The sequence below is a fragment of the uncultured Fibrella sp. genome, from assembly GCF_964250085.1.
Taxonomy (GTDB): Bacteria; Bacteroidota; Bacteroidia; order Cytophagales; family Spirosomataceae; genus Fibrella.
Map to the genome: position 1 here is coordinate 559,431 of NZ_CAXUEC010000001.1, position 19,233 is coordinate 578,663.

Annotated in this window: 13 protein-coding genes and 1 tRNA gene; 8 read left to right on the top strand and 6 right to left on the bottom strand. The window is 53.5% G+C overall.

The window, feature by feature from the left end; translation table 11 throughout:
• Nucleotides 1-76: 76 nt before the first annotated feature.
• From ACFE8Q_RS02305 to ACFE8Q_RS02315, 3 genes are all read right to left on the bottom strand, one after another.
• Nucleotides 77-316 (bottom strand): hypothetical protein, encoded by a 240-nt coding sequence (locus tag ACFE8Q_RS02305; protein ID WP_375443734.1) that lies wholly within the window; start codon nucleotides 314-316, stop codon nucleotides 77-79.
• 2 nt (nucleotides 317-318) lie between these two features.
• Nucleotides 319-588, bottom strand: coding sequence for a helix-turn-helix domain-containing protein (locus ACFE8Q_RS02310; RefSeq protein ID WP_375443735.1), 270 nt, complete (start codon nucleotides 586-588; stop codon nucleotides 319-321).
• A gap of 87 nt (nucleotides 589-675) precedes the next feature.
• Nucleotides 676-1,938: a phage integrase SAM-like domain-containing protein gene (locus ACFE8Q_RS02315; protein ID WP_375443736.1), complete on the bottom strand. Its 1,263-nt coding sequence runs from the start codon at nucleotides 1,936-1,938 to the stop codon at nucleotides 676-678.
• Between the two features lie 61 nt (nucleotides 1,939-1,999).
• On the opposite strand from ACFE8Q_RS02315, the gene ACFE8Q_RS02320 reads away from it, so the two are divergent.
• The 5 genes from ACFE8Q_RS02320 (at nucleotide 2,000) to ACFE8Q_RS02340 (ending at nucleotide 8,142) form a co-directional block, all read left to right on the top strand.
• Nucleotides 2,000-2,120, top strand: a tRNA-Phe gene (locus ACFE8Q_RS02320).
• Nucleotides 2,121-2,308: 188 nt separating this feature from the next.
• Complete coding sequence (locus tag ACFE8Q_RS02325; RefSeq protein ID WP_375443737.1) at nucleotides 2,309-3,340, top strand: hypothetical protein; 1,032 nt, start codon at nucleotides 2,309-2,311, stop codon at nucleotides 3,338-3,340.
• A 58-nt stretch (nucleotides 3,341-3,398) separates the two neighbouring features.
• Nucleotides 3,399-5,534, top strand: a complete 2,136-nt coding sequence (locus ACFE8Q_RS02330; RefSeq protein ID WP_375443738.1) for a PQQ-binding-like beta-propeller repeat protein — start codon at nucleotides 3,399-3,401, stop codon at nucleotides 5,532-5,534.
• Between the two features lie 106 nt (nucleotides 5,535-5,640).
• Nucleotides 5,641-6,873, top strand: coding sequence for an acyltransferase family protein (locus ACFE8Q_RS02335; protein ID WP_375443739.1), 1,233 nt, complete (start codon nucleotides 5,641-5,643; stop codon nucleotides 6,871-6,873).
• Between the two features lie 9 nt (nucleotides 6,874-6,882).
• On the top strand, nucleotides 6,883-8,142 hold the full coding sequence (locus ACFE8Q_RS02340) for a glycosyltransferase 87 family protein (RefSeq protein ID WP_375443740.1): 1,260 nt from the start codon (nucleotides 6,883-6,885) through the stop codon (nucleotides 8,140-8,142).
• Here the strand turns inward: ACFE8Q_RS02340 and ACFE8Q_RS02345 are convergent.
• Nucleotides 8,126-8,803 (bottom strand): M15 family metallopeptidase, encoded by a 678-nt coding sequence (locus ACFE8Q_RS02345; RefSeq protein ID WP_375443741.1) that lies wholly within the window; start codon nucleotides 8,801-8,803, stop codon nucleotides 8,126-8,128. The genes ACFE8Q_RS02340 and ACFE8Q_RS02345 overlap by 17 nt on opposite strands.
• A gap of 122 nt (nucleotides 8,804-8,925) precedes the next feature.
• Here ACFE8Q_RS02345 and ACFE8Q_RS02350 point away from each other — a divergent pair, with 122 nt between their 5' ends.
• The gene (locus ACFE8Q_RS02350; RefSeq protein WP_375443742.1) at nucleotides 8,926-10,161 is read left to right on the top strand and encodes a nucleoside recognition domain-containing protein; all 1,236 of its coding nucleotides are present in this window, start codon (nucleotides 8,926-8,928) and stop codon (nucleotides 10,159-10,161) included.
• Between the two features lie 32 nt (nucleotides 10,162-10,193).
• On the opposite strand, the gene ACFE8Q_RS02355 is transcribed toward ACFE8Q_RS02350, so the two are convergent.
• On the bottom strand, nucleotides 10,194-10,793 hold the full coding sequence (locus tag ACFE8Q_RS02355) for an isochorismatase family cysteine hydrolase (RefSeq protein WP_375443743.1): 600 nt from the start codon (nucleotides 10,791-10,793) through the stop codon (nucleotides 10,194-10,196).
• Nucleotides 10,794-11,185: 392 nt separating this feature from the next.
• Nucleotides 11,186-12,331 (bottom strand): acyltransferase family protein, encoded by a 1,146-nt coding sequence (locus tag ACFE8Q_RS02360; protein ID WP_375443744.1) that lies wholly within the window; start codon nucleotides 12,329-12,331, stop codon nucleotides 11,186-11,188.
• Between the two features lie 395 nt (nucleotides 12,332-12,726).
• Between ACFE8Q_RS02360 and ACFE8Q_RS02365 the strand changes: the two genes are divergently transcribed.
• Both ACFE8Q_RS02365 and ACFE8Q_RS02370 read left to right on the top strand, forming a co-directional pair.
• Nucleotides 12,727-13,806: a Gfo/Idh/MocA family protein gene (locus ACFE8Q_RS02365; protein ID WP_375443745.1), complete on the top strand. Its 1,080-nt coding sequence runs from the start codon at nucleotides 12,727-12,729 to the stop codon at nucleotides 13,804-13,806.
• A gap of 231 nt (nucleotides 13,807-14,037) precedes the next feature.
• Nucleotides 14,038-19,170, top strand: a complete 5,133-nt coding sequence (locus ACFE8Q_RS02370) for a PA14 domain-containing protein (protein ID WP_375443746.1) — start codon at nucleotides 14,038-14,040, stop codon at nucleotides 19,168-19,170.
• Nucleotides 19,171-19,233 lie beyond the last annotated feature (63 nt).

Sequence of the window (19,233 nt, forward strand, 5' to 3'; positions counted from 1 at the left end):
ACTAGTAATTTGTATGATAAACTACGTAAACCAGTAATTTATCATGGTTTTCGAGACAGATGTTATCCTAAGAATTTCACCGTTTTCTTTTAATCGACTTCTTCTGCTTATCACGAATGGCTTTCATTTCAGCCATCAGCGTTTCCCGTTGATGCTGTTCCTTGCCTTGCTGCATGGCTCTGGTGTAGTCGTTAGGCGTATTACCAGCTTGCACCTGTAAGAGCTTGTTAAGCAGTTCTGGCTCATGCTTGGATAACTGATAGCCGTGATTGAAGCCTTTTGAAAACTCCGGTGATGGTTCGTCCTCGTCAGTCATGGCTAGAAAGTGCTTTTGGCGTGACGGTTCAGATAAGCTTCGATTGAATCCGTATCGTACAGAATAATCTTCTTTTCTGGCTGGGTAAAGCGGATGCTGCCCTCATCACGCAGCTTCTGCAATGTGGTCTTGCTTTGTATCCGTAACCGTTGCATGGCCTCACTGCCAGAAATCCATTTATCTTCTCGGACTTTCTGTTGCTGTTGAATACGTTCGACCACCTTGTCGATCAAGGTGTAAAACGCATCGTCTTGGAGGCAGATTACTTCCATTGGGAGAAACGCGGCTTGGCCGCGCTAAGGTGTGGCAGACTAAAGCAAGGTAGCAATTCTTTGCAAAATTCAAAAATGCTAATCTGGTTACTTCGGTTTACGTGTGGGTGATTTTGGTTTCGCTGGTTTCTGCTTTTTATCGTCGTCCATGTTCAGCACTGCATCCAATGCATCATCAGTCTGCTGGGTGGTAAAGTTCGATTGATAACCCATCGTGGTCAGGATACTGCTATGCCGGTAGAGTTTTTGCAGGATTTGCACGGGGATCTTATCACTCGCCACTTGAGCAAAGGAGTGACGAGCCAAATGCATCGTCAGCTTCTTGTCGATTTTAGCCGCTGGAGCCACATGGTTTTTGAGGCATTTATCAATCGCACTCGTCTTGAAGGCAATCGTGCGCTGGGTGATAAAGTTATCATCAAAATCGACGCCCTTCAACTCTGGAAACACCAAATCAGCTTTGTTCTGCTGAAAAGCTTTGTAGTGATCGATAATCTTGATCGCCTTCTCCGGTATTTTGAGTGAGCCGCTCTTGTCATTCTTGCCCATCGCATAATGCAATCGATCATTTTGAAAGTCGCTCCATCGCAGGCGCAACACATCGCTCACGCGCATACCGGCGAAGTAGTAAGAAAAAAGCCACAGATTACGTGCGTGGTTGGCCGGTTCCGCTAGAGCGACCGTTTCCAGGCTTTTGATCTCTTCGGCGTTCAACCCGACTTTGCTGGATTCCGGGAACTTGATCTTCATCTTGCCTTTACCGAACAGATAATGCTTGGCATCAATCACGCCATCTTTGATGGCATGACTAAAGACAGAACGCACCATGACGATATGATTGACAGCGGAGCGTTCAGAATGGTTATGCTTGGTTTGCAGATAGGCTTTGAATCGTTCCAGCATGGCAACGGTCATGTCCTGAAAGGCCAGATCATTTTTGATGAACTCTTTGAAGTGTTTCACCCGTGGCTTGTCCGCCGTATACTGGTTGTATTTACCGGCTTCTTTCAGGCGTTGCAGATACAGGTCGGCTTGCGCAAAGAAGGTTGATCCGGCTGACGGTTTGATCTTCTGCTTGACAGCTCCCGGTGAGACGTAAGTTTTCTGCGTTTCAAGCTCTAACGAGTGGTCGTTAGCCTCGGAAAGTTTCTTGAGAATAAAGTTATTGAGCCGGGCGGCATTGGGGTGCGACTTCTTGACGCGTTGCTGGGATTCGTCCCAATCATCGACGCTGATATGATATCCCAGATAAATAAAAGATGACTTACGGTCTTTCGTGATGCGCAAAGTCAGCGGCAACAAGCCATCTTTGTTCGGTTTCTTGCGCAGAACAAGCTTAACAACAGCCATTTAGCCTCCGAAGTTGGTACAACAATGGTACAACAAATGGTGGTTTTACTTGGTTTTAGCTGGTTTGATGTATTTGCTAATGCGCTGATAATCAGCGTTATTGATACATATCGAACCATATCAAACCAGCTAAAAGAGGACTGAAAATCCTTGTGTCGGCGGTTCGATTCCGTCCATCACCACCGCAAAGAAAGCCTTCTCTAGTTAGGGAAGGCTTTTTTCGTTGTATCAGTCGAGTGAAGTCGATGAGCTGGGTAGTATGCATGCATACTATTTTTAATGAGTGGCAAATATACGCTTTCCCCGATTGTGGTCAAGGCAGAAATTCGGGTAATTTTGACCCGCTCCTTCTCCTTTGCCCGTTGCGCCGATGCCCTCTCTTCCTCGCCTGCTTTTAGCTATCGGCTACTGTATCGTCGTTACATACGCGCCGGTTTGGGGGCAGAGTTTAAACCCGGTATCAACCCCGGATACGCTGGTCGGTTTATCCACTACACCGCAACATATTGATGCTCAGATACGTGTCGATTCTGCCCGGATAACCGTTCATGGGTTTTCCGACCTGGCCGATACGCTGGCCCAGACAGATACGGTTTCCCGGTCTACCCGCCGCCGCCGAACGGGCTTGCTGGTTGGCTCATCGGTGCTGACGTTGGGATCTACGTACGTGTATCTGGAAAAAAAATGGTGGAGCGAGGGCTACACTAACTTTCACCTCGACGACGGCCGTGACTTCCGATACGCCAGTAATGTTGATAAGCTCGGGCATCTGCTGGGTGGTATTTTCACGGCCGACGTATATTATAGTGGATTCCGTTGGGCGGGTGTGCCGCAGCGCCGGGCCGAATGGTATGCGCTGGGTGCCGCCGCCTTTGTTCAACTGAGTATTGAGTTCAAAGATGGCTTTTCGCCCCGATATGGCTTCAGTTGGGCCGATGTGACGACAGGTACGTTGGGCGGTTTATGGCCCATGCTTCAGAACCATTCCCCGTTTTTTAAAGATAGCCAGGTTAAATTCAGCTATTGGCAGCGGACAGACAAATACTTTGAGCAGCGAGGCATAAAACTACAGCCGTTTTCCATCGACGATTATATCAATCAGGCCTATTGGTTCTCCTTTTCGCCGCGCCACATTTTTGGCTCTAAGTTTAGGCAAACATGGCCCGACTGGTTGCAGGTCTCGGTCGGTTTTGGGCTGGACGCCGACACCTGGAGCCCAACGCGGACCGGCGAGGGAGGGTTGTGGGAAGTGTATCTGGCACCAGACATTGATCTGGTGAAACTGTTCAAACCCCGTAAACCACTGATGCGCTCGGTGCTACACGTGCTGAACTACATTAAAGTGCCCCTGCCAACGTTGCAGATCGCGCCCAAACCACGGCTCTGGGGATTGTATTTTTAATTCATGCCGCGAGGTCAGCAACGTGCTATATATTTGGAGAATAGTACAAAACAGTCCTATGCAACGCCTTCAACTTTCCTTAATCATAGCCGCGCTGGCTTTACTGGGTTTAATCGGTTTACCGGCCCTCTCGCCGTCTGGTCTTGATAACGGCGACTGGGCCGATTACCTGGGTGGACCAGATCGAGCGCATTACTCGCCCCTGACCCAGATTACGCCCGAAAATGTGCGAAACCTGCGCGTAGCCTGGACCTACAATGCACCCGACAGCGGGCAAATGCAATGCAACACGATCATCGTCAATGGTGTGCTCTACGGCGTTACAGCTACGGTGCAGGCCTTTGCCCTCGATGCAGCTACCGGGCGCGAATTGTGGCGGTTTGGCGACGCGCTGAAAGCCTGGCACAGCACCAGCCGGGGCGTAGCGTTCTGGCAAAATTCGGACAAGACCGATCAGCGCATTCTCTATACGCTAGGCAGTAACCTCTACGCCCTTAACGCCAAAACCGGGAAGCCCGTACCAACCTTTGGCACTGGAGGACGTGTGGATCTGCATACAGGACTGGGTGCTGAACACAGCGAAAAATTTATTATCTCCAATACGCCCGGCACCATTGCCGGCAACCTGATCATCATGCCCGTTCGCGTGTCGGAGGAAGCGGGAGCTGCGCCCGGTCATGTGCGGGCGTTCGATGTGCAGACGGGCAAACTGGTCTGGACGTTCCGTACTATTCCGCACCCGAGCGAGGTGGGCTACGATACCTGGCCGAAAGACGCGTACAAAAACCCAAACATCGGTGCCGCCAACTGCTGGGCAGGCATGGCCTACGACCCTAAGCGACAGATCGTTTACGTACCTACCGGCTCGGCCAGTTTCGACTTCTATGGTGGTAATCGTAAAGGGACGAACCTCTTCGCCAATTGCCTGCTGGCCCTCGACGCCCGCACCGGCAAACGACTATGGCACTTCCAGTTCATGCACCACGACATCTGGGATCGTGACCTGCCCGCGCCGCCTACGCTGTTGACCATTCGCAAAGATGGTCAGCCCGTCGACGTAGTGGCGCAAACGACCAAAACCGGGTACGTGTATGTGTTTGAGCGCGCCACGGGCAAGTCTATTTTCCCGATTCGCGAAATGCCCATGCGGCCCTCGGAGATGCCCGGCGAATCGGCCTGGCCAACGCAGCCGATACCGTCGTTGCCCGCGCCCTTTGCCCGGCAGACGTTGACGGCTGATCAGTTGAATCCGTATTCGGTGGATAAAGACTCCATCACGACGGTGTTCAACACGATTGACCACCGGCCGTGGTCACCGATCAATCAGACCACAGGTACGTTGCTTTTTCCGGGTTGCGACGGTGGGGCCGAGTGGGGCGGGTCGGCGGCTGACCCCAACGGGGTGTTGTACGTGAACGCCAATGAAATGGCCTGGATATTTAAGTTGAAAGCTACCCCGAAAGAAGACGAGCTGGCGCACCTGAGCCCCGGTCAGCGAGTGTATACGGTTAATTGCCAGACCTGCCACGGTCCCGACCGGAAAGGAAACCCCAAAAGTGGGTATCCGTCGCTGGTCGACATTGGGAATCGCCGCGACCGGGCTTATGTGTCGCAGATCGTGAATGGCGGAAAAGGGATGATGCCCGGCTTTACGCAGTTGTCGGGCGACGAGAAGCAGGCGTTACTGGCCTTTTTGTTCGATCAGGAGAAGAAAGAAGTTAGTGCGTACCCAACAACGGCGAAGGCTGGAGCGAAAACGCCTGAACAACCTTATAAAATCACGGGCTATAATCGCTTTGTTGATAGTCAGGGACTGCCTGCCATTGCACCACCCTGGGGAACCCTCACGGCCATTGACCTGAACACGGGGCAACACCGCTGGCAGGTACCACTGGGCGATGTAAAGGCCATTTCGGCCAAAAACGGAGGTGTGCCCACCGGCACCGAAAACTACGGCGGCCCTGCCGTAACGGCCAGTGGGCTGTTGTTTATTGCTGCCACAAAAGATGAACAGTTTCGGGCGTTCGACACAAAAACGGGCAAGGTTGTTTGGCAAACAACGCTTCCTGCGGCTGGCCACGCCACGCCAAGCGTGTACCAAGTAGCTGGTAAACAATATATTGTGATCGCCTGTGGCGGCGGAAAACTGGGCACAAAGAAGGGAAACCAATACGTAGCTTTTGCGTTGCCCTGATGCCGGTTAGGTAACTACGGCCTGAAAAGTCAGTCCAATGCACACCGGTCTGGGTACGTTAGCGTAGTTTTGTATGGTCCCCGGAAGGACTCTGGTATCTGGTTTTATGACTCAAGCGGCTAACCCTATTTATTTTAAGGGCTTTAATGGGGTACGATTCATCGCCGCGTCGGCGGTGATTATTCACCATATTGAAGAATACAAATCGGTTTTTCTGTTCGGCCGGGAAGACCTGTGGGCGAGGCCATTCGCCTACCAGTTGGGGCGGCTGGGCGTGTCGCTGTTTTTTGTTCTGAGCGGCTTTCTGATCACCTATCTGTTGCTGGCGGAGAAGCAGAAGACGGGCCGGATAGCGATTCGTAAATTTTACATCCGGCGGGTGTTACGCATTTGGCCGCTCTATTTTCTGGTGGTTGGGTTGGGTCTAGTGGTGTGGCCGCTCGTTCCGATTTTGCAAACTCCCGCCTTACTGGGTGATGTTTATGATCAGTTTGGGCTGAAGCTCCTCGTATATGGGTTGGTGTTGCCCAATTTCGCGCTGGCCCTGTTTGGCAACGTACCTATGGTTTCGCACACCTGGTCGATTGGCGTTGAAGAACAGTTTTACCTCATGTGGCCGTGGCTGGTGATGAGTAACAACCCTAAACGAACGCTGAAGGTGGTGGCAAGTGTGGTTGGTTTACTGGCTCTGTGGTTTCTCTACGAACGCTTTGTGGCCCGTCCGGCCTATCTGGGCGACGATCCTGACCGCTCTCCTTTTGTGATTCTTGCCTTTTTTATGGCTCAGTTCCGCATCGGATGTATGGCCATTGGCGGGGTAGGGGCCTGGCTGCTCTTCTCACGGAATCGGGTGTTATCGAAGCTGTTTCAACGAGAGGTTCAGTTGGCGGTGTACGGTATCCTGTTGCTTTGTATTGCCTTCAGTGTTCGCGTTCCTGGCTTTAACTACGAGTTCTACGCGCTCTTTTTCTGCTTTATGCTGCTGAATCTGGCGGGTAATCCAGCCTCGCTGGTAAAGCTCGACAATCCCGTAACGCGCTTCATGGGCGACATCTCGTATGGCCTGTATATGTACCACCCGCTGCTTATTACGTTATGCATGAACAGCCTGTTGCTGTTGTGGCCCGGCTTGCCCGTTCACGGAAGCAATGCAGATCCGGTATTTATGATGTTGCTGTATGTAAGTAGTTTTGTCCTGACCACGCTCGTTGCCTGGTTGTCGTACCAGTATTTTGAAAAACCATTTTTGTCTCTAAAAGACCGGTTCGCGGTAGTCGCGTCCAGCCGTCGGCCCACTGAACAACCTGCTCCGCCAGCCTCCACGCCGATGGCCCCCTAACTGTATATCATGCTCATTCTCCTTGTTAAAGGCATTTCTTCACTCTTGCTGACGCTGGCTATCGGTCTGTTGCTCTGGCAACGTACCCGCGTTGAGCAACTACTGACTACGACGAAAGCACCCTGGATCGCCCTTTTTTTTGTTGTTCTCCGGCTGTTGCCGTTTCTGGGCGTTTACGTACTTATGGGTTTTGAACCCCAGTCTGACGTTCAGTGCTTTTATCCCATTGTGTCGTCGGCAACCCGTCTGGAAGTGCCTTATGTGGGCGCTTACAACGCCTATAGTCCATTTTTTGGCTATCTGCTGGCCCTTCCGCTGGCCCTCTACGATAACATTCGCGTGATTGTGTTGACGTTGTTGCTGCTGGAAACAGCAACGGTCTGGCTTACACAACGGATTTATCTGCCTCAACTCAGCCAGGGCGAACGCCTGTTTCGTTGCCTGATTTATTACCTATTACCCGTTTCGTTCGTTTTTGCTGTGTTCAGCGGACAGGAAGATATTCTCGTTTGGGGGGCCGCACTGGCGGGCGTGTGGTTGTGGCAGACCAGGAAGAATGCGTTTCTGGGCGGCGTAGCGCTGGGCATCGGCCTGCTGTTGACCAAAGCCACGTTTGTATTGCTCATGATTCCACTCTTTTTGCTGACCCGCCGCAAAGTGTCTTTTGTGGCAGGTGCGGCGGTTGTGGGGCTGCCGGTATTAGTATGGCTTTATCTCACCACTGGAATGCTGTTTCTGGAGCAGCCATTGCATGAAGGCGATTACCTGAAAGCGCCCAACTGGCGGTCTGTACTCAACCCTGTTCTGGTCGGCAACGTCACGCTGAACGGGAATCTTGGCAAATGGATCACGCTGGCACTGCTACTGGTGATTATTGGAGCGGCTACTTTCTGGGTACGTACCCGCGAGGCCCTGACGGGCTATTTGCCAATGCTGTACATCGCCATCTTTGCCGCAATGAGCGTATTACAGCAAAACTCGATTACCGTCTACGCGTTCGCGTTTATGTTACCACTTATTTTCTGTCTAACTGATCTGCGAAACAAAACTGAAGTCGCTATTCTCCTGGTATTCAACCTGCTGGCGGCAAACCATCCGTCTATCTGGTGGCGTATGAAGCAGCCGTATTATACGTTTAGCTCGTTCAGCAACCCACTCTATCTGGCCGAATACGTGATGGAATGGGTGATTATTGCTGGTTTTGTCTGGTGTGTCTGGCTCGCTATCCGGCAATTACGGCGCGGCCCGATCGCTACTCTACCCGTTTAAACTGCTGCTTCGCCTGTCTGCGTGAGAGCGCATTGAAATGCCACCACTCGTACTCGATAGGCATAAAACCGCCCGCCTGCATCGCCTGCCGTAACAGTCGCCGGTTGGCTACTTGTGGCTTGGTCAACTGCCCCGATTTAAGCATTGCCGCTTCCTGTTTCGGGTATGCTTTCGGCCCAAAAAAATCATAGGGTGTGCCCATATCCAGCGCACGACCGTCGGTGGTTGCGATGGTCAGATCAACGGCGCACCCGTAGCTATGAATCGAGCCTTCGCGCGGATTGGCCACGTAGGTACGTCGTTGTCGCTCTGAGTACTGAGGCAGCGCGTTCCACAGTTTCCACTGGGCCGATTGCGGCCGGGCCGCATCGTAAATCAACAGGCGTAAATCGGGCCGACGTACCTGGAGCCAGGTATTGGCAGTGGCTAGTTTGCGGGCGGCCATCGGTTGCAGGTACGCTCTGACAAGGTCGCCATACACATCCTGCTTCACGAAATTATCGGTGGTTGAATACTTCAGGTCAACCAGCAGGCTGGGGTCAACCGTTTGCACATTTACGAGGCCCTGTTGCTGCATGGATGCGTCGGTTTGGGCAAAGAGCGAAACCGCGAAAGAATGAAGGAGTGAAAGCGTGATCAGAACTGGAACGCAACGGGTCATTGGCTGTAGCTTTGGTTGATGGCATTTACCGTTGTAAACTTACGGTGAAAGGGAACGCCGCCCGACTGGTAACGCAGCGGCGGACCGCTCTTTCTCTCCTTCATTCTTTCACTCATTAACACATGGCCCTTAACTACATCTGGGTAGCTTTTTTCCTGATCGCCTTTCTTGTCGCCCTTGCCAAACTGATTTTTCTGGGCGATACCGAAATCTTCAAACTCCTGGTTGAAGGGCTGTTCGACTCATCGAAAGTGGCGGTGATGGACATCGCCCTGCCACTCGCCGGGGTAATGACGTTCTTTCTGGGCCTGCTTAACATAGCGGAGAAGATCGGCGCCATCAATGCCATTGCCCGGGTGATTGGGCCATTCTTCAATAAACTCTTTCCCGAGGTGCCCAAAGATCACCCGGCCAATGGGCAGATGATCATGAACTTCTCGGCTAATATGCTTGGCCTCGACAATGCCGCCACGCCCTTCGGCCTGAAGGCTATGCAGAGCCTACAGGAATTGAATCCCGACAAAGAAACGGCTTCCAATGCGCAGATTATGTTTCTGGTGCTGCACACATCGGGGCTAACCATTATTCCGCTCGGCATCATGGCGCAGCGGGCTATTCTGGGGGCTGCCGATCCCTCCGACATCTTTATTCCCTGCCTGATCGGTACGTATGTTGCCACCGTGGCCAGTATCCTGATCGTCGGAATAAAGCAGCGCCTCAATCTGTTCAACAGCACCGTGCTGGGCGGCATTCTTGGCGTTAGCGCTTTACTGGGCCTGGGTTTATGGGGCCTGGCTGGCTTACCAAAAGAGCGGCTCGAAGTCGTCTCGAAAATAGTTGGTAACGTGCTGCTGATGAGTATCATCGTCACGTTTCTGGTCGGAGCAATCCGCAAAAAGATCGACGTCTTCAGTACGTTTATCGAAGGAGCCAAAGCCGGTTTCGAGACATCCGTGCGAATCATTCCTTACCTGGTCGGCATGCTGGTCGCCATTGGCGCGTTTCGTAACTCGGGGGCGATGGACTATGTGGTAGGTGGCATGAAATACGTGATCAGCCTCTCGGGCCTGAACACCGACTTCACCGACGCGCTGCCGGTGGCGTTGATGCGTCCGCTGAGTGGCAGTGCCTCCCGCGCCCTGATGATCGACGCTATGAAGCAGTTTGGCCCCGACTCGTTTGTGGGTCGACTAAGCTGTATTTTCCAGGGAGCCGCCGAGACTACGTTCTACATCGTGGCGCTGTATTTCGGCTCTGTCGGCATCAAAAAGACCCGCTACGCCATCGTCGCCGGATTAGTAGCCGACTTCATCGGTGTTATTGCCGGTATTGCGCTGGGGTATTTCTTTTTCCACTGACCAGGTACGTTGTCGACTGATGCACACGTCGACTACGCTTTTAATGTTTGAAGGTCGATTTGGGCGGCGGGCGTGATATCGGCACTGAGGACACGTTGCATGTAGGCGATGGCGTCCTGCGTGTTTTTATCCGAGCCGGAGGCGATGCAGTCGGGGGGGATGATCAGTTTCAGGTCGCGGACGTAGGCATCGATGGCCGAGAATTGAACGCAAACGTCGGCGGCGATACCGGTCATAATCAGGGTGTTGACCTGCAGGTACGTTAGCAGTGTTTCCAGCGTGGTGGCGAAAAAAATGGAGTGCTTGGGCTTCAGTACCATGTAATCGTCGTCGTTGGGCCGGATGCGTTCCACAACGGGTTTACCACGTACATCGTCGGTGAGGCAATGTGCCAGTAGGTCGTCGAAATTGGAGCGCCACTTGCCAAAGTTATCGTTTACATAAATGACCGGAATGCCTGCGGCTTTGGCCCGCTGTTTCAATGCCGCAATCTGATTGGCTGCCGCCAGGGTGGGGGCCAGAAAGTCGGGCCCTTCGGGAAACTCCAGGTCATTGATCATGTCGATGATCAGTAACGCTACCGGTGATGAGTCGGGGGCATTGCCGTGGAGGTCGTCGCTTGTATGGTTCATAACGTAGTGATTGGATTGGCCGGAATATGGGGTCAACCAGTTACTAACGAACCAACCGTCAGATGGATTGGGATTGTGTATTTACGGGTTATAGTAAAGGCCAGCGCTGAATCAGACAGATCGTGCAATCTGGTTCGGCACTGGCCTTTTTGGCAGTAGAGACCAGACTAGGCGGTAATCAATTCCAGTGTTGCCGTAAGCGGAATAGTCAGTAATAGGCCCCACGATAGGAGGCGAGTAAAGAAAGTTAGCTTCTTCGAGTTAATAAGGTATGCAGTGTACCCTAAACATACTTACTTATAAACCAAACTTGCTAACTAGTTTAAGATAATGTACTTAGATTTTAGGCGGGCGGTTTATTTAGCCGGTGGGATGGCTATTAGTAGAGCCATTTATACCTTGATAATGACCCGCCGCTTGTACATGATCCAAAGAATGCAGCCCCAGATAGCTACAAACGTAAGTGCCCCGGCCAGCGAGGCCATGTTTGGATCGGCAAAGTGAGGAGCAATGAAGCCTTTGTAGAGGTATTCTTTCATACCTACTTTGGCGTTGCTACCGTCGGGGCCGGGCAACAGAATCAGGTTCATGATCCTCGGAATGAGGCCCGACAGGAAAAAGACGGTAATGGCGTTTACACCGAAAGCAATCAGTACGCCATTCCAGCCGAAGCCCTTGCGTACGTCGATGAGGTAGTAGAAGATGGCCAGCATACACATGGCCAGACCACCCGCCAGCAACACATAGGTACTGGTCCACAAGGCTTTATTAATCGGAAACAGGGGATTGAGCAACGTACCCAGCACTGCCAGCACTACCCCCGCGATGAAAAGAAACAGCGCTTTCTGACTCTCTCTAGCTGCCGATCCGTAGTTTTTTGCCTGTAACCATCGCCCCACCAACAGGCCCAGCAGCCCCGTGGCCACGGCCGGAAATGTGCTGAGCAGCCCCTCGGGGTCCCAGACTTTAGCCGGGCGATACACATGAGCCGTCGTGAGCAGCGTATGGTCGACCCAGGCGGCGAAGTTGGTCTCGGGTTCCAGATTCGGGTAGCCAATGCCCGGCACTGGCAGAACGGTCATGATCAGGTAGTAGCTGGTCAGAATCAGGACGGTGAGTACAACCTGCTGAGTTGAAGTGGTTTTCCGGTAGATCAGGGCGCAGGCAATGTAGACGAGCCCAATGCGCTGCAACACGCCCATAATGCGCACGCTGCTAAAATCGAACCGGGGAAACAGGTTCAGGAAAAAGCCCAGCGCAAACAGCGTCAGCCCGCGTCTGATAATTTTGGCTACTTCGCCAGCAGCTTCATCCTTCCGCAAACTGTAGGCCGATGTGTCGGGTCGCTTTAATGCAAATGTGATCGATACGCCCACAATGAAGAGAAAGAAGGGGAAAATAAGGTCGGTTGGTGTCCAGCCATTCCAGGGGGCGTGTTCAAGCGGGGCATAGATATGCGCCCAGTCACCGGGGTTATTGACCAGAATCATGGCGGCAACGGTTAAACCGCGAAAGGCATCGAGTGAGCGAAGGCGCATATAATTGACGGTACCGCAACGGCGGACCGTGCGGATCAAAGGGATTAAAAACGATTGACGCGGATTTTTTGATGTAAGCGGATGATAATGAGTACGCGGATTAGATGGATTAAACGAATTCACGCGGAGTAAATAATGGTACGCGGCTTTTGCGGAGTAAACGGATTTGCGCAGATTTTTGATTTAAGCGGATTCGTAATAGTAAGGCAGAGCCAATCTGTGTTACTCCAAAAATCCGCAGAGATCCGTTTACTCCGCAAAAGCCGCGTACCCATTAAAATCTGCGCAAATCTGTTTAATCTGCGTAATCCGTGTACTATAAAAATTCGCGTACCATTTTTGTGCAAGATGTCGATTTCTAGCGAAGGAACATCGGCCATCGTTTTAACTCGATTATGTCAACACCCCTCCGAATTGCGCTGATTGGCCCCGGTAAAGTAGCGCATCTTCACGCCAAAGCCACCCAACAAACGCCCCACGTTCGCCTGGTGGCCGTTTGTGGCCGCAACGCCCAGAAAACAGTCGACTTTGCCAGCCAGTATGGCATTGCGCCGTATACCGACGTGACAGATATGGTTACCCGCGAAGGCATCGATGTCTGTGTGGTGCTGACACCGCACCCCAACCACCGCGACCCAACCATTGCCGCGCTGGAGGCGGGCGCTAACGTGTTGGTTGAAAAGCCATTGGCCGCGTCGCTCGACGACTGTGATGCCATGATTGCCACGGCCGAACGTACCCGGAAACTGCTGAGTGTGGTAAGTCAGCGGCGGTTTTACGCACCCTGTCAGCGAATCAGGCAGGCGATCGACGCCGGCAAGATCGGTCCGCCTGCGCTGGGTATGGTGCAGATGCTTGGCTGGCGCGACGAAGCCTACTACGATAGCGATCCGTGGCGGGGTTCGTGGGCGCACGAAGGCGGCGGGGTGCTGGTGAACCAGGCACCGCACCAACTCGATCTGCTGCTCTGGTACATGGGCGAAATCGAGTCGGTGTATGGCGTCTGGCGGAATGTGAACCACCCCTATATCGAGGTTGAAGATACCGCCGCCGTGATCATTCAATTCAAAAATGGGGGGCTGGGCAATATTGTCGCCAGCAACAGCCAGAAGCCGGGCCTATACGGGAAAGTGCATATCCACGGCCAGAACGGCGCAACCGTGGGGGTACAGACCGATGGCGGCAGCATGTTTATCGCCGGCCGATCAGGCATTCAGGAGCCACCCGTCAACGACCTCTGGACGATTCCGGGCGAAGAAAACCAGCTAGCCACGTTCCAGGCGGACGACCACGCTTTTTTTGGCCAGACAGACGCCCTGACGTATTATTTCTCGCAACAACTCGCCGACTTCTGCGGGGCGATCCGGTCAGGTACGTTGCCCGCCATTACCGCGCAGGATGGCCGCCGTGTCGTTGCGTTGTTTCAGGCTGTCTACGAATCGACCCGTACAGGGCAGGCTGTGAAACTGGGGTAGTTTCGTCGTTGCCCGTTGGGCCGTTGCCAATTGACAAACACAAATCGACCACTAAATAAAACTATTCTCGGAAAGCGTACGTGAGCGGTTAATTCATTGGGAACCAAATCTATAGATTTGATAAATAAATCATATTGAAGTAAGTTTACAGAGTAGGTAAACAATTGTGGACTTACATCGATAATCTATTGATTTACTGCTTGTTTAGTTAACTCAACAACTGCTCATTGCGTGGGAAAAACTCTATTTTCGACTAGTTTCAGGTTGCTATATTGGGCCGGTCTGATCGGCCTTTCTGTTGGGGCACAGGCCCAGACTACCTATTACGTATCCAGTTCAGGAAGTGATAGCAATAATGGGCGCTCGACGGAAGCACCCTTTCAAACGCTTTTCAAGGTCAACTCGCTGACGCTGCAACCCGGCGATCAGGTACTGTTTCGGCGGGGCGAGACGTTTCGGGGCACGTTGCAGGTCAGGCAGTCAGGTACGTCGGCCCAGCCTATCGTGATCGACGCCTACGGATCGGGCACCAAACCGGTGGTGGCGGCTTCGTTGCCAATCAGCAACTGGAGCAGCATCGGAGGGAATGTATGGCAGGCCGACGCGTCGGTGCTGGGTAGCCAGGTAACGGGCGTTTATCGCAACGGGGCTATCCTGCCGCTGGGCCGGTATCCAAACCTAGACGTGCCTAACCGGGGTTACATGACCATTCAGTCGCACAACGGCCACACGCAACTGACGGGAAAAGAAACCTTGCCAACCAACTTTGTCGGTGGCGAATTGGTAGACCGACCCGTTCAGTGGATCATTAACCGAAGCACGATCACGCAGCAAAGTGGGAATACGCTGACCGTCAACCATCCAAATTCGTACGATTTCGGCGATAACTGGGGCTATTTTATTCAGAACCACCCGGCTACGCTTGACCAGCCCGGCGAGTGGTATTATAATCCCGGCAACAAAACGCTCCGGCTCTATTCGGTAGACAATCCGAATGGTCAGGCAATCACCGCTACGGCCTTTGCCTACGGCGTCAGTCTGTCGGGGGTCAGCAATGTAACGGTCCGCAACCTCACCATCACGCAGACGGTCAATACGGGTGTACTGATCGAAAACGGATCGGCCATTACGCTAACGGGCAACGATATTACAAGTTCGGGCGAAGACGGACTGATTGCACGCGGCAGTGGCAATACGATCCTGATCGAAAATAACCTGATTGAGGAGGTAAACAACAATGGGGTGTCTGTTTCGGGCTACCAGAATTTCGTATTCCGGGGAAATACACTCCGTCGGGTTGGGCTAACGCCGGGCCGGGGGAAAGATGGCGACGGAACGTATATCGGCTTCAACACCGTAAATACCGACCGGGTAACGATTGATAATAACGTGGTAGATCAGATCGGCTACAACGGAATCAACTTCATTTCGTCTACCACCGTGCAGCGCAACCGGGTATCGAATTTCTGCCTGACGAAAAGCGACGGGGGCGGCCTCTATATCTGGAATGGCAACCGGCAGTCGATGAGCAATGTGCGTATCCTGAGCAACATCGTATTCAACGGAATTGGTGCGCCCGAAGGAACACCCGGCGGGGCTTATTCAGGTGCCAACGGCATTTTCCTCGACGATTGCACCACAAATGTCGAGGTGCGCGACAATACGGTGTTCAACTGTCACGGGCTGGGTTTTTTCCTGCACGGAGCCATTACGGCGCAGTTTACCAACAATACGTCATTCAATAGTGGCGAGGCGCAATTTGCGCTCAACAGCCGGAATGGTGGCTGCTCACCCCGCGACAATCTGATTCAGAATAACATACTGGTGAGCCGCACGGCCGACCAACTGGTCACCAAATATGAATCACACTTAAATGACCTGACCAGCTTCGGGCAATTCGACAATAATGTCTACGCCCGGCCATTCAATGATGAGTTTAAGATCAGGGCGGTTTCCAATCCCGGATCGGGGGTAACCGGCGCCGATCTGTCGCTGTCGGAGTGGCAAAGCCGGTATGGGAAAGATCCTAACTCGCGAAATAGCCCGTTGACCTATAAGCCATTTGCCACAACGGGAAACGGCGTGTTCAAGCTCAACAATACGTTCGGCAGTACCAACGAAGGCTGGGATACCTACAGCCCTTACGGAAATGGCCGTGCCACCTGGGATAATGCCAATCGACTAGATGGAGGTAGTTTGGCCATCGCGTTTCCGTCGGCCTCGGGCCGGAGCGATTCGTATATGCTGGCGTCGAAAGACATCGGCTCGGTGAATCAGAACCAGGTGTATATGCTCTCCTTCGATGCCGTCGCGTCGGGCAGTGGCAAGCGGATTGAAGTCTTTCTGCGGCAGAAAACAGGCTCATACCGGGATCTGGATACCCGTTCGCTGATTCTGGCTGGTACGGGTCGGCAGCATGTCGAACTCTCCTATGTGGCCAATGCCAGCGAAGGCTCGGCCATTGTGGTGTTTCAGGTAACGGAAGATGGCAAAACGCTCTGGATCGATAACGTGCAGGTACAGGAAGCGACCCGTACCGTGCAGAATCCCGACGATTTTATCCGGCTGGAGTACAACGATACCAGTCAGGATAAGACAATTACGCTCAGTGAGCCCTACCGCGATGCCCGTAATACGCTCTATACCAGCCAGGTTACGCTTGCTCCGTTTACGTCGGTTGTGCTCTTTAAAAATAATGGCGATACACCGCCTGAGCCTCCGGTCGTTCCGTTGCGCGATCCCGAGAATCCGGCCAATACCGTGGCCGGGCTAGACTACAGCTACTACGAAGGAGGCTGGTCGTCGCTGCCGACATTCAATTCCCTCACCGCCGTGAAAACGGGCATTGCCACCCAGGTTGACCTAACGCCCCGCAATCAGGACGATAATTTTGCCTTACAGTTCAATGGCTACATCAACGTACCTACCGACGGCATCTACACCTTCTATACCAACTCCGACGATGGGAGCAAGCTCTATATCGGCACCAACGAGGTAGTCAACAACGATGGCGGGCACCCTGAGCAGGAGCGGTCAGGTACCATTGGCCTCAAAGCAGGTAAGCATGCCCTCACCGTTTCGTACTACGAAGGCGGCGGCGGACAGGCACTGAGTGTTAGCTATAGTGGCCCGAACATAAACAAACAGCCGATTCCCGGTACGGCCTTTTTCCGGGTGGGAACCGATACGCCGCCTCCGGCCGTCAGCCTGCGCGACCCGGAGAATCCGGCCAATGCCGTGGCCGGGCTGGACTATGGCTACTATGAAGGTAGCTGGGACGCCCTGCCCAATTTCGCCCTGCTTACGCCCACACGCTCGGCCACGGCCACCCTGCCTGACATCAGCCCCCGTAGCCGCGACGACAATTTCGCCCTGCAATTCAACGGCTACGTGAACGTACCCAACGACGGCGTCTATACCTTCTTTACAAACTCCGACGACGGCAGTAAGCTGTTTATTGGCACCAACGAGGTAGTCAACAACGATGGGGGGCATCCCGAACAGGAACGGTCGGGCACGATTGGGCTGAAAGCCGGTCGGCACGCGATTACCATTCCGTATTATGAAGGTGGCGGTGGGCAGGCCCTCAGCGTCAGCTACAGCGGCCCCGGCATTGGAAAGCAGGTCATTCCTGCTTCAGCCTTTTTTCGGGTTTACACCGCTCCACCTCCGCCGCCTGCCGTTAGCCTGCGTGATCCTGAAAATCCGGTCAATGTTGTTTCAGGACTGGATTACGGGTACTACGAAGGCAACTGGAATACCTTGCCCAATTTCGCCCTGCTTACGCCCACACGCTCGGCCACGGCCACGGTAGCCGACGTGAACTCCCGCAGCCGCGACGATAATTTCGCTTTGCAGTTTCAGGGCTACGTGAACGTACCTGCCGATGGTGTCTATACCTTTTACACTTACTCCGATGACGGCAGTAAACTGCTGATTGGCACTACTGAAGTCGTCAACAATGACGGTGGGCATGCCGAACAGGAACGCTCAGGCACGATTGGCCTCAAAGCGGGTAAGCACGCAATCACTATTCCGTATTTTGAAGGGACCGGCGGGCAGGTGCTTACGGTGAGTTACAGCGGGCCCGGCATCGGCAAGCAGGTCATTCCCGCTTCGGCTTATTTCCGGGTCTACACCGCTCCGCCTCCGCCGCCCGCCGTTAGCCTGCGCGACCCGGAGAACCCAGCCAATGCAGTAGCCGGGCTGGACTACAGCTATTATGAAGGAGGCTGGAATGCGTTGCCCAACTTCGATGCGCTCGCCCCGGTTAGCACCGGCGTATCCAGCCAGGCAGATCTTAACCTCGCTTACCGCAACGACCAGTTCGGGTTACGTTTCCAGGGTTATGTGAACGTACCTACCGATGGGACGTATACCTTCTACACGTATTCGGATGACGGCAGTAAATTGCTGATTGGCACTACTGAAGTCGTCAACAATGACGGTGGGCATGCCGAACAGGAACGCTCAGGCACGATTGGCCTTAAAGCAGGTAAGCACGCAATCACTATTCCGTACTTCGAGGGAAGCGGCGGGCAGGTGCTGAGTGTCAGCTATAGCGGGCCAGGCATCAACAAGCAGGTTATTCCAGCCTCGGCCTATTTCCGCGTCAGCAGCGGCACACCCGTATCTACAGGCACGGGAACCGGCTTGCTGGGTGAGTACTTTAACAATAAAACGCTAACGACTCCCGGTGTGCTTAGCCGTACAGATGCCACGATCGACTTCGACTGGGGGAACGGATCGCCGGGGGCAGGGGTGAACGCCGATAATTTCTCGGTGCGCTGGACGGGGCAGGTCGAGGCACCCGTAACGGGCAACTACGTTTTCACCACCATTGCCGACGACGGCGTTCGGTTATGGGTGAATGGAGTTCAGGCGATCAACGACTGGAACGACCACGCGCCCAATACAACCAACAGCGCCAGTATTGCCCTGGTGGCTGGCCAGAAATACAGCATTCGGATAGAGTACTACGAAAACGTGGTTGGTGCCGTGGCCCGGTTACGGTGGACGTACCCAGGACAGGCGCAGCAGACTGTTCCGCAAAACAGGCTTTACCCAGCCACCATAAATGGCCGGTTGGCGGTTGCTGAAGAGCCGACCTTACAGCAATCGGTTGTCTTTCCGGTTCCTGCCCGCGACGAACTGACCATCCGGTACGTAGGCACGCAGCCGGGAACCGCCAGCGTTCAACTGATCAGTGCGGCGGGTATTCCAGTGCTTCAGGCCGAACATATGGTCATGGCTGGAGTGAATCTGCTAAAGTTGCCGGTTCGCGAATTCACCCGCGGTTTCTACATTCTCAAACTTACCCAGGGCAACCAGCAACGTACCTGGAAAGTGCTCCTGAGCGAATAGTGGCGCATTCGTCGGCTACTACAAACAGGCCGCCTGCTCTCCTTGAGCAGGCGGCCTGTTTGT

What these genes read in the sequence shown, in the direction of transcription:
- ACFE8Q_RS02310 (WP_375443735.1), bottom strand. Translation starts at nt 588, where the DNA reads ATGGAAGTAATCTGCCTCCAAGACGATGCGTTTTACACCTTGATCGAC.
- ACFE8Q_RS02355 (WP_375443743.1), bottom strand. Translation starts at nt 10,793, where the DNA reads ATGAACCATACAAGCGACGACCTCCACGGCAATGCCCCCGACTCATCA.
- ACFE8Q_RS02340 (WP_375443740.1), top strand. Translation starts at nt 6,883, where the DNA reads ATGCTCATTCTCCTTGTTAAAGGCATTTCTTCACTCTTGCTGACGCTG.
- ACFE8Q_RS02315 (WP_375443736.1), bottom strand. Translation starts at nt 1,938, where the DNA reads ATGGCTGTTGTTAAGCTTGTTCTGCGCAAGAAACCGAACAAAGATGGC.
- ACFE8Q_RS02305 (WP_375443734.1), bottom strand. Translation starts at nt 316, where the DNA reads ATGACTGACGAGGACGAACCATCACCGGAGTTTTCAAAAGGCTTCAAT.
- ACFE8Q_RS02365 (WP_375443745.1), top strand. Translation starts at nt 12,727, where the DNA reads ATGTCAACACCCCTCCGAATTGCGCTGATTGGCCCCGGTAAAGTAGCG.
- ACFE8Q_RS02350 (WP_375443742.1), top strand. Translation starts at nt 8,926, where the DNA reads ATGGCCCTTAACTACATCTGGGTAGCTTTTTTCCTGATCGCCTTTCTT.
- ACFE8Q_RS02330 (WP_375443738.1), top strand. Translation starts at nt 3,399, where the DNA reads ATGCAACGCCTTCAACTTTCCTTAATCATAGCCGCGCTGGCTTTACTG.
- ACFE8Q_RS02335 (WP_375443739.1), top strand. Translation starts at nt 5,641, where the DNA reads ATGACTCAAGCGGCTAACCCTATTTATTTTAAGGGCTTTAATGGGGTA.
- ACFE8Q_RS02360 (WP_375443744.1), bottom strand. Translation starts at nt 12,331, where the DNA reads ATGCGCCTTCGCTCACTCGATGCCTTTCGCGGTTTAACCGTTGCCGCC.
- ACFE8Q_RS02345 (WP_375443741.1), bottom strand. Translation starts at nt 8,803, where the DNA reads ATGACCCGTTGCGTTCCAGTTCTGATCACGCTTTCACTCCTTCATTCT.
- ACFE8Q_RS02325 (WP_375443737.1), top strand. Translation starts at nt 2,309, where the DNA reads ATGCCCTCTCTTCCTCGCCTGCTTTTAGCTATCGGCTACTGTATCGTC.